The sequence below is a fragment of the Streptomyces sp. NPDC001070 genome (assembly GCF_053598835.1).
Genome location: NZ_JBSFLB010000007.1, coordinates 242,812 through 252,613 on the forward strand (window position 1 = coordinate 242,812; position 9,802 = coordinate 252,613).

The 9,802-nt window shown below is 68.0% G+C and carries 9 protein-coding genes and 1 tRNA gene; 3 read left to right on the plus strand and 7 right to left on the minus strand.

Annotated elements, in window-relative coordinates:
- Positions 1-11: 11 nt before the first annotated feature.
- The 5 genes from ACWDAS_RS11915 to ACWDAS_RS11935 are packed head-to-tail and all read right to left on the minus strand — an operon-like array spanning position 12 to position 5,877.
- A complete protein-coding gene (locus tag ACWDAS_RS11915) occupies positions 12-1,475 on the minus strand; it encodes a peptidoglycan D,D-transpeptidase FtsI family protein (RefSeq protein ID WP_450388829.1) in 1,464 nt (487 codons plus the stop codon).
- A complete protein-coding gene (locus ACWDAS_RS11920) occupies positions 1,472-2,860 on the minus strand; it encodes an FtsW/RodA/SpoVE family cell cycle protein (protein WP_450388831.1) in 1,389 nt (462 codons plus the stop codon). Before ACWDAS_RS11920 ends, ACWDAS_RS11915 begins: the two co-directional genes overlap by 4 nt.
- 28 nt (positions 2,861-2,888) lie before the next feature.
- A complete protein-coding gene (locus ACWDAS_RS11925; protein WP_450388852.1) occupies positions 2,889-4,439 on the minus strand; it encodes a PP2C family protein-serine/threonine phosphatase in 1,551 nt (516 codons plus the stop codon).
- Positions 4,440-4,496: 57 nt separating this feature from the next.
- Positions 4,497-5,018: an FHA domain-containing protein FhaB/FipA gene (locus ACWDAS_RS11930; protein WP_450388833.1), complete on the minus strand. Its 522-nt coding sequence runs from the start codon at positions 5,016-5,018 to the stop codon at positions 4,497-4,499.
- Between the two features lie 10 nt (positions 5,019-5,028).
- On the minus strand, positions 5,029-5,877 hold the full coding sequence (locus ACWDAS_RS11935; RefSeq protein ID WP_450388835.1) for an FhaA domain-containing protein: 849 nt from the start codon (positions 5,875-5,877) through the stop codon (positions 5,029-5,031).
- A gap of 366 nt (positions 5,878-6,243) precedes the next feature.
- On the opposite strand from ACWDAS_RS11935, the gene ACWDAS_RS11940 reads away from it, so the two are divergent.
- Positions 6,244-6,327: transfer RNA gene (locus tag ACWDAS_RS11940), tRNA-Leu, on the plus strand.
- Positions 6,328-6,516: 189 nt separating this feature from the next.
- Here ACWDAS_RS11940 and ACWDAS_RS11945 read toward each other — a convergent pair.
- Positions 6,517-7,047, minus strand: coding sequence for a hypothetical protein (locus ACWDAS_RS11945; RefSeq protein WP_450388837.1), 531 nt, complete (start codon positions 7,045-7,047; stop codon positions 6,517-6,519).
- Complete coding sequence (locus tag ACWDAS_RS11950; protein WP_450388838.1) at positions 7,005-7,775, minus strand: hypothetical protein; 771 nt, start codon at positions 7,773-7,775, stop codon at positions 7,005-7,007. The genes ACWDAS_RS11945 and ACWDAS_RS11950 overlap by 43 nt, the downstream gene beginning before the upstream one ends.
- 448 nt (positions 7,776-8,223) lie before the next feature.
- On the opposite strand from ACWDAS_RS11950, the gene ACWDAS_RS11955 reads away from it, so the two are divergent.
- Positions 8,224-8,376 carry a hypothetical protein gene (locus tag ACWDAS_RS11955; protein WP_450388840.1) on the plus strand — a complete coding sequence of 51 codons (153 nt, stop codon included), beginning with the start codon at positions 8,224-8,226 and terminating at the stop codon, positions 8,374-8,376.
- Between the two features lie 89 nt (positions 8,377-8,465).
- Complete coding sequence (locus ACWDAS_RS11960) at positions 8,466-9,407, plus strand: hypothetical protein (protein WP_450388842.1); 942 nt, start codon at positions 8,466-8,468, stop codon at positions 9,405-9,407.
- Positions 9,408-9,802 lie beyond the last annotated feature (395 nt).

Sequence of the window (9,802 nt, forward strand, 5' to 3'; positions counted from 1 at the left end):
TGTGACCGGCATCACTTGTTCAGCACGGCCTCCATGACGCTCTTGGCGATCGGGGCCGCGAAGCCGCCACCGGAGATGTCGCCGCGGTTCGCGGAGGCGTCCTCGACCACGACCGCGACCGCGACCGGGGAACCCTGGTCGGTCTTGGCGTATGAGATGAACCATGCGTAAGGCTTCTCACTGTTGTCGACGCCGTGCTGCGCGGTACCGGTCTTGCCGCCGACGGTGACGCCGGGGATCCGGGCGTTCGTGCCGGTGCCGCTGGTGACGACGGTCTCCATCATCTCCTGCAGCTTCTGGGCGTTCTCCGCGCTGAGCGGCTGCGAGAACTCCTTGGCCTTGGTGTGCTCGACCACGGTGTTGTTGGGGGCGCGCAGCTCGCTGACCATGTACGGCTGCATGAGCTTGCCGTCGTTGGCGACTGCGGAGGCGATCATGGCCATCTGCAGCGGGGTGGCGGCCGTCTCGAACTGGCCGATGGACGACAGCGCGGTCTGCGGCTTGTCCATGGTCTTGGAGAAGTTGCTCGCCGCGGCGCGGACCGGGGTGAAGATCTCCTTGTTGAAGCCGAACTTCTCGGCCTCCTCGACCATCTTGTCGCGGCCGAGGGTCGCGCCGAGCTTGCCGAAGACGCTGTTGCACGACACCCGGAGCGCCTCGCGGAGCGAGACGTTCTTGCAGGTGATGCCGCCCTCGTTCTTCAACTCCTGGTGATTGGTGTCCGGGAGGATGTACGGCACCTCGGAATCGGTGTTCTCGTCGATGCTGCTGTACAGCCCGTTCTCCAGCGCCGCGGCGGCCGTGACCACCTTGAACGTCGAGCCCGGAGGGTAGGTCTGGCGCAGCGCCCGGTTGAGCATCGGCTCGTCGGGGTCGCTCTTCTTCTGCAGGGCGTTCCAGGCCTTGCTGTCCTTGTTGGAGTTGCCTGCGAAGGTGGAGGGGTCGTACGAGGGCGTGCTGGCCAGGGCCAGGATGGCGCCGGTCCGCGGGTCGATCGCGGCGACCGCGCCCTTCTTGTTGCCCAGGCCCTGGAAGGCGGCGCGCTGCGCCTTGGCGTTGAGCGTCGTGACGACGTCGCCGCCCTGCTTCTGCTTGCCGGAGAGGATGTCGACGGTGCGCTTGAAGAACAGCCGGTCGTCGTCGCCGGTGAGGATCGAGTCGTAGATCGACTCGAGCTGGTTGGAGCCGAAGGCCTGGGAGGCGTAGCCGGTGACCGGCGCCCACAGCGGACCGTTCTTGAAGGTGGCCTTGTACTTGAAGTCGCTGCCGGTCGTCGCGGCGTGGCCGGTGATCGCCTTGCCGTCGACGATTATGTCGCCGCGCGGGGTGGCGTACTGGTTGATCGTGACCCGTCGGTTGTGTGTGTCGTTCTTCAGCTCGTCGGCCTGCACGAACTGGATGTAGTTCACCCTGACGAGCAGGGCGAGCACGAGTAGTCCGCAGAAGATGGCGACTCGGCGCAGGGGCTTGTTCACTGGGTGCGCACCACCTGGGTCGGCTCGGCATCGGGGGACGAGGCGGGGGTCGGCGCCGGGCGGCGCGCGGTGTCGCTGATTCTCAACAGGATGGCGACCAGGGCCCAGTTGGCGATCACCGAGGAACCGCCCTGTGCCAGGAACGGCATGGTCATACCGGTCAGCGGGATGAGTCCGGTGACACCGCCGGCCACGACGAACACCTGGAGCGCGAAGGCTCCGGACAGGCCGATCGCCAGCAGCTTGCCGAAGGGGTCGCGGGCGGCCAGCGCGGTGCGGGCGCCGCGCTCCACGAGGAGTGCGTACAGCAGCAGGATGGCCATGAGTCCGGCCAGGCCCAGCTCCTCGCCGACGGTGGCGAAGATGTAGTCGCTCTTGGCCGCGAAGCCGATGAGCCGGGAGTAGCCCTGACCGAGACCCGATCCGAAGAGGCCACCGGAGCCGAAGGCCCACATGGCCTGGGCGGGCTGGCTGGCGCCCTGGCCGGCCTCGATGGTGCGGAACGGGTTGAGCCAGTCCTCCACACGGCTGTGGACGTGCGGCTCGAAGCTGCCGACGACCACCGCGCCGCCCACCGACAGCAGCAGACCGAAGACGATCCAGCTGGTGCGCTCGGTGGCGACGTAGAGCATGATCACGAAGAGGCCGAAGAAGAGCAGTGAGGTGCCCAGGTCGGTCTCGAAGACCAGGATGAGGATGCTGAGGGCCCAGATCACCAGGATCGGGCCGAGATCACGGCCGCGGGGCAGGTACATCCCCATGAAGCGGCGGCTGGCGAGCGCGAGCGCGTCCCGCTTGACCATCAGGTAGCCCGCGAAGAACACCGCGATGATGATCTTCACGAACTCACCGGGCTGGATGGACATGCCCGCGATGGTGATCCAGATCCGGGCGCCGTAGACCGCCGGGAAGAACACCGGGAGGATCAGCAGGACCAGCGCCACGACCATCGAGATGTAGGTGTAGCGCTGCAGGATGCGGTGGTCCTTGAGGAGGACCAGGACGCCGAGGAAGAGCGCGACACCCAGTGTCGACCACATCAGCTGCGTCGGCGCCGAGGCGCCGCCGGGGAGCGTGGGTTCCTGGTCCAGCCGCCAGATGAACACCAGGCCCATGCCGTTCAGCAGGGTGGCGATCGGCAGCATCAGGGGGTCCGCGTAGGGGGCGAACTTGCGGACGACCAGGTGCGCGACGAGGGCGATGGCGCCGAGGCCGAGGCCGTAGGCGAGCATGCCCGCGGGCAGGGAGCCCTTCTTGGCCAGCCCGACGTTCGCGTACGCGAAGACCGGGATCAAGACCGCGAAGACGAGGAGCGCGAGCTCCGTGTTGCGGCGGCTCGGTGCGCCGACGGATGTGATGGTCGTGGTGTTCGTGACAACGCTCATGCTGGACTGCCGTGCCTCCTGCTCCCCGTCAGTTGCCGGTCGGGCACTGCTGGGCCAGCGACTGGTCCTCGTTGGAGAGGGTGGGGCTGGTCGACGGGCTGGTGGTCGGGCTCGTGGTGGGCTTGGGGGACGTGGAGGCGTCGGGGGACGGGCTGCCGGTGGTCTTGCCGCCGGCGGCGTCCGCGCCCTTCGACTGGTCCTTCTTGACCTTCTCCGCCGCGGCGGCGTGGGCCTTGTCGATGGCTTCCTTGGTCTGGCAGACCTTGGCCTGGTGCTCGAGCTCGTCCGCGGTCTTGCGCGCGTCGGCGAGGTCGCTGGCGGCGATCGTGGCCGTGACGTACTTGCGCTGGTTCTGCGGTAGGTACTTGAGTTCGATACCGGGGCGGTCCTCATGGACCTTCGACAGGTCGATCCAGGCAAGCTGCTGCTCGATGCCCTGGTAGATCGCCGCGTGGTCGCCCTTGACGCCGACGTAGTACTGGGTCTGGGTCCAGCGGTACGCGCCGTAGAGGCCACCGCCGACGACACCGAGGACGACCAGCAGGACCAGCGAGCGCTTGATCCAGCGGCGCGGCTTGCGGGGCTTCTCCAGCTCCTCGCCGTCGAAGGCGCCGAAGCTGCCCATGGGGGCACCGACCTGCGGGTTTCCGCTGCCGGGCGGGCCGAAGGCACCCTCGGGGGCCGGCGGGCGGCCGAGCTCGGAGGCGCGGCCGGCCGGGGTCTGGAGGTGCCGCGGGTCGGACAGCGGGGAGTGGTGCCGGCTGTCGGCGACGGCACCCACGACGACGGGCGTGTCGTGCAGCTGCACGGCCAGGGTGTCGCCGTCGTCGATGTCCAGGACGTCGGCGACGATGCAGGTGATGTTGTCGGGGCCGCCGCCGCGCAGCGCGAGCTGGATCAGCTCCTGCACGGTCTCGGCCGGCGCCTGGTACCCGGCGAGGGTGTCCTCGAGGGTCTGGTGGCTGACCACGCCGGAAAGGCCGTCGGAGCAGATCAGGTAGCGGTCGCCGGCCCGGACCTCGCGGATCGACAGGTCGGGCTCGACCTGGCCGCGGCCGTCCAGGGCGCGCATCAGCAGCGAGCGCTGCGGGTGCGTGCCGGCCTCCTCCTCGGTGATCCGGCCCTCGTCGACCAGCCGCTGCACCCAGGTGTGGTCCTGGGTGATCTGGGTGAGCACACCGTCGCGCAGCAGGTACGCACGGGAGTCGCCGACGTGCACCAGGCCGAGCCGCTGCCCGGTCCAGAGCAGGGCGGTGAGCGTGGTGCCCATGCCCTCCAGCTGCGGGTCCTCCTCGACCATGACGCGCAGCTGGTCGTTGGCACGCTGCACGGCGGTGGCGAGGGAGGTCAGGATGTCGGAGCCGGGGACGTCGTCGTCGAGCGGGACGAGGGTGGAGATCACCTCGGAGGAGGCGACCTCACCGGCGGCCTGGCCGCCCATCCCGTCGGCGATGGCGAGCAGCCGCGGACCGGCGTAGCCGGAGTCCTCGTTGCCCTCCCGGATCATTCCCTTGTGCGAGCCGGCGGCAAAGCGCAGCGACAGAGTCATGCGCACCTCGCCCGTCGGCTCCGGGTACATCCGCACGCTGCCCACCCTCTCGCTCGCGCTCGCTGGCTGTGCTCGCCCATTGTGCGACTACTTCCGCAGCTCGATGACGGTCTTGCCGATGCGGATCGGGGCACCGAGCGGAATCGGGGTCGGCGTGGTGAGCCGGTTCCGGTCCATGAAGGTGCCGTTGGTGGATCCCAGGTCCTCGACGATCCAGTTGCCGTCGCGGTCCGGGTAGATCCTGGCATGGCGGCTGGACGCGTAGTCGTCGTCGAGCACGATCGTGGAATCGTGCGCCCGGCCCAAGGTGATCGTCTGGCCCTGGAGCGCGACCGTGGTGCCCGCGAGCGAGCCCTCGGAGACCACCAGTTTGGTGGGGGCGCCGCGCCGGGCCCGGTTGTTGTTCTGCTGCTGCTGTCGGCCGTGCGTCGCCTGCGCCTGCTGGCGCTGCTGCGGCGGACGGGTCTGGGCCTCGCGGCGCCCGGAGGCGCGCTGCGTGACCCGGGTCCCGAACAGGTCGCTGCGGATGACCTGCACGGCCACGATGACGAACAGCCACAGTACGGCGAGGAAACCCAACCGCATGACCGTCAGGGTCAGCTCTGACATTGCCCCCGCTTCACCCTTCGGCTTGCCGGTACACGATGGTGGTACTGCCCACGACGATCCGTGAACCGTCGCGGAGCGTAGCGCGCTGGGTGTGCTGTCCGTCCACCACGATGCCGTTCGTGGACCCGAGGTCCACGATCGTCGAGGGCGATCCCGCCCGGATCTCGCAATGGCGGCGGGACACACCGGGGTCGTCGACCCGGACGTCGGCCTCGGTACTGCGGCCGAGCACCAGGGTCGGACGGGAGATCTGGTGGCGGGTGCCGTTGATCTCGATCCAGCGACGTACGTTCATGCCCGTGCCGGGGGCCGTCGGGCCGCTCCCGGGGAGCCGGGTCACCGGCGCAGAGCCGTGGGCGGCTCCGGGCGGCGGGCCGGCCGGCATCGGGGGCGGGCTCGCGGGGCGCTGCGGGGCCTGCGGCGGGTAGCCGTAGCCGCCGCGGCCGGCGGGGGGCTGCTGCTGGTACTGCTGCTGCTGGGACTCGCTGGAGGCGAGGGTGCGGCTGCGCACCCGGTACAGGCCGGTGTCGAGGTCGTCGGCCTTCTCCAGGTTCACCTTGATGTTGCCCATGAAGGTGTAGCGCTGCTGCTTCGCGTAGTCGCGCACCATGCCGGCCAGCTCTTCGCCGAGCTGGATCGCGTACGGGCTCAGCCGCTCGTAGTCGGAGGTGCTGAGCTCGACGATGAAGTCGTTGGGGACCACGGTGCGGTCCCGGTTCCAGATCGTCGCGTTGTTGTCGCACTCGCGCTGCAGTGCACCCGCGATCTCCACGGGCTGGACCTCGGACTTGAACACCTTGGCGAAGGTGCCGTTCACGAAGCCCTCGAGACGCTGCTCGAACTTCTTGAGTACTCCCACGGTGCACCTCCCTCCTCGAGGTCCTGCGGTCGCGCACGGCGGTCGCCGCCGTGATCTTCCGTCCGATCCTTCCGGTACTGCTTACTGATCGTATCCACGCACTGGGAAAACCGCTGGTTCCCTGGTTGGTCCCACGGGACCGGTGTCAACACTGACACGGTCCGCGGCCGCTCCCCCACAGGGATGGTAGAGGCGCCTCATGCCAGTGTCCCGCAACAGAGGACGGTTCCCCTCGCTCGGGGGTGCCCGGAAACGGATGTGATTCCACCCTGAGCAGCGTGCTAATGTTCTCGATGTCGGAAGGCGCTGACGCACCGGACGGGGAAGACCCCAGGGTGTGACAGAATCCCAAACGACAACACCCATGCGCGGGTGGCGGAATAGGCAGACGCGCTGGATTCAGGTTCCAGTGCCCGAAAGGGCGTGGGGGTTCAACTCCCCCCTCGCGCACAGCGGAGACGGGTCTCCGACAGTGACGAAAGTCGCAGTCGGGGGCCCGTTTCTCGTGTTGATCACGTGGTGGGCCGGTCTGCTCGGCCGGTCGCCGCGTCTCTCACGCGCTGGGCCCTCTCGCCGACCGTCAGTGGTCAGCGAGGGAGCTCTTTCGTGTGGGTGATGTTCATCTGTGATGCGCGTCACTCAAGTGGCGGGTGTCAGGTGGCCGGTTGGCGTCCAGGTACCAAGGGGCTCCGTCTTGCGTCTGCGGTTGGTGCGCCTGATGGGGCGCTGTCCGCCGAGTGCCGGGCTGTCCAGCCACGTCGTGATCTTTCGCCGGTTGGCATGGGCGAGCTGGAAGACCAGGAGGATGGTCTGGGCGGCGAGCCCGCGGATGGGCCGGGATCGTGAGGATTCGATGGTCTCGGCGAGCGGGCTCTTGGCGAAGCCGTTGAAGCCTTCGACGCTGTTGCGGAGGCGGAAGTAGATCTTCTGCCACTGCTCGGCGCCGTAGTCCGGCGCCTGCCAGTGCTTGGCCCCTTCTTGTGGGGGCGAGCGTGATGGCGCGCTGGCGGCAGACCTTGGGAGGCCCGGTCGGACTGGGTTGGGGTCGACGAGCGGGAGGTGGATGCCGCGTCCGAGCGAGTACGGCTTGAGCGGGCACTGCACCTTGCCTGACTCAGCCGGGCACATCATGCGCTGGTGTCCCTCGGCGCCCTCTCTTTCCTCGGGCATGAGGCGGTACGGCTTACGGGCGGCGACACGGGCGCCCAGGTCTCGCGGTCGATACGGCCGGCGTGCAGGTCGCTGGTGGCTTCGATGAGGGGCTCGGGCACCGAGGGGCAGTACCAGGTGCCCTCGACGAGGATCGACCCTTGGGCTCCGCCCTGATCACCGAGCTGGTCCACGCGGTATTCGTAGACGGGCTTGTAGCCCAGGGCACGGACGGGCAACTGCCACTCATGGGGTTCGGAGTTGTTGTAGGCGCGGTCGCCGGCCAGGTAGCCGGGTGTGTAGCCGCGTTCCCGGAGGCGGCGGATGGTCTTCGGCCCGTAGTGCCCGGGGCGCTCTCCCGGCTTGTCCAGGCAGAGACCGAGAACGAGGGCAGGCAGGACGTCGGGATCAGGTGTCCCGTCGTCCAGGAGCGGCTTGAAGTGCTGGGTATCCCGCGTGACGGCGAGGTGGGCATCGAAGCCGAAGAGGTGCCGCTTTGAGAGCGAGGGCTTTGCGGCCTGACTCGTGGTGGACGTCTGCTTCCGCCCTCTCTTGGGCGGCTCCATGTCGTCGGCGACGTGGGTGCTGTCGGGGTCTCGGTGGTCGCCCTCACGTACGTACCAGCCGGCGTCGGGATCGGTGTGACAGCTCGGGCCCGCCTGCGCGGCGGCCGCGATCGGCCTCTGGGCTTCCTGGCGCGTGAGGTGCTTGTTGGGCGGCAATGGCGACGGGTCCATCGCACCCTTCATGGCGTGGATCAGACGCCCCCTGGATCTGCTGGGCAGGTCTCAGCGGTTTTCCTCGCCGCTTTCCCGTGCGTGGTGATGAGACAGCTTGACGCGCCGGCCGAGATTCCAGCCCTCAATATTTCGATATTCAATCAGGTGTTGGAGTCAACCTCATGTCTAACTCAGGTGACTTGCTGTTTTCGATCAGAACAAGAGAGTCTTCGATCAAGGCGTTCGACCGAGGCCTCTCCGGCCAGGGGGAAGAAATTCGGTTGACCCTTGAACGGTATCGCTGCCAGGGAATCTAAATTCCCCGACGCGGCACCGATCCAGCGCGACGGGGGCAGCGCCGTAGACGTGTCGCTCCTCCGTGGCGAGATGAATCAAATCGGGGAGCAAGTAGTGAGTATCAGCAAGCGAGGCGCGGTTCTGCGGCAGCATTGGCGCGGATGACGACTGCGGTACGGGCGTGTACCAGGGCGACCCCAACTCCTCCGTCGTCGCCGATCACGGTCGCTGGATCTGGGTCAATCACAGCGCCACGGCCAGCATGAAGTACGGCAACACGCACTACGACGTGAACGCCTACCGGCGGAATAGCCCCGTGGGTGGGACCGTCTGAGCATGTCACCGCGCATAACCGGGGGGCGGAGCATCGTCGCCGCCCCCCGGCGCCGTGTCCGCGTACCCGTACTCCTGACGGCGGTCCTCATGGCTGTCGCGGGCTGCCAGGAGAGCACGCCGCAGGACGCCGGCCTGCGGATCGAACCCGGCGTGCACGCTCCAGTGGAGCTCGAAAACCGGCTGGCCGCCTCTTTTGCCGACCGGCCCTCACGCATGACGACCGTCGCCCTGACAACCGAGGATCCTTATCGCACGGCGTCGGCCATGGCCGTTCTGGCCGACACGGGAATGCCCACCCGGACGCTGGATGCGGGCGGAATCGCCGAATGGTGGACGAAGTCCCTGTCCGTCCACTCGGAAAAGGATGCCGCATTGCGTGTCCAGCACCTCCGGATCGGCCTGAGGGCGTTCGGCGAACGGCTTGATCCGGGTCTCGTGGGAAAAGCCGCATCGGCCACTGTCGCCGGCGTGCTCCGGGGAAAGCCGTCGCTCCCGGACCTGGAGACAGCGGTACGGCTGGCTGACGAAGTCGGCAACGCCGACCCTGCGAATGCCGCTGGCAGCAGGAGGGCAGGCACCTCAAGGAAGCGATCACGCGGTACCTCGGCTCATCCGACCGGCCATGTGATGTCTCCCCGGGAAGGGACCTCCTGCCCGACTACATCGCACGGAGGGCGCTGGCGGGACTCGGGTACGCATGTGCCACCGCCCCTGCTGTCGCCGCAGAGGTCCGGTCGGCGATCGACCGCTTGCCGAGGCAGGGCGCCGCGCAGACCGTGCCTGACGCGGTCGTCCTGGTCCAACTCGCCAACGCGACAGCAGATGGCAGCTCAAAATCAGGGGGAAGAAGTGAACACGAGCCGCACATGGCGTCGTCTACTGGGAGGCGTGCTTCTCCTTGCTGCGGTCATCACGGTGATCTACGGCTTCGGCACCGCGCAATCCGACGGTTCGATCGGCACCGCCCTGGTCGCCGTCGTGCTTGCGGCCTTCGGCATCCACTTCGTTCGGAGCCGCGCCGGGGACTGACTGGTCGGCGCCACCCGAGTTCGGGCGAAACGAAAGTGTCGTGCCTTCCCAGGACACAGGACGACTGGGAAGGCGAGCGCACGAGGTGGGGGCACGATCTTTGCACCACTCAACGCGATGGGCGTTTCGGGGGAACCGGTCCTGGGATCACGTCCTTACCGACATGCTCCTTGACCAGGTACCTGCGGGAAGCCCATCGGGTACGACGACGCGTCCAAGATGGCCCCCAGGTTCGCTTCCAAACGAGCTCGGCGTGCGGCGCGCCGGAAGGTGGTGAGGGCTGCCGGGCCGGCCAGGAGGATGCGGACGAAGTTGATCGTGGGGCCCCACCGCACGCGGTGGGTGCTGCTGTCGGCGCACCAGTCGATCGGCGTGCCCCAGCCGCTGAAGATGTT

Coding starts and splice junctions, on each gene's coding strand:
- ACWDAS_RS11920 (WP_450388831.1), bottom strand. CDS start 2,860: ATGAGCGTTGTCACGAACACCACGACCATCACATCCGTCGGCGCACCG.
- ACWDAS_RS11950 (WP_450388838.1), bottom strand. CDS start 7,775: ATGAAGGGTGCGATGGACCCGTCGCCATTGCCGCCCAACAAGCACCTC.
- ACWDAS_RS11930 (WP_450388833.1), bottom strand. CDS start 5,018: ATGTCAGAGCTGACCCTGACGGTCATGCGGTTGGGTTTCCTCGCCGTA.
- ACWDAS_RS11960 (WP_450388842.1), top strand. CDS start 8,466: ATGGCTGTCGCGGGCTGCCAGGAGAGCACGCCGCAGGACGCCGGCCTG.
- ACWDAS_RS11925 (WP_450388852.1), bottom strand. CDS start 4,439: ATGTACCCGGAGCCGACGGGCGAGGTGCGCATGACTCTGTCGCTGCGC.
- ACWDAS_RS11945 (WP_450388837.1), bottom strand. CDS start 7,047: ATGCCCGAGGAAAGAGAGGGCGCCGAGGGACACCAGCGCATGATGTGC.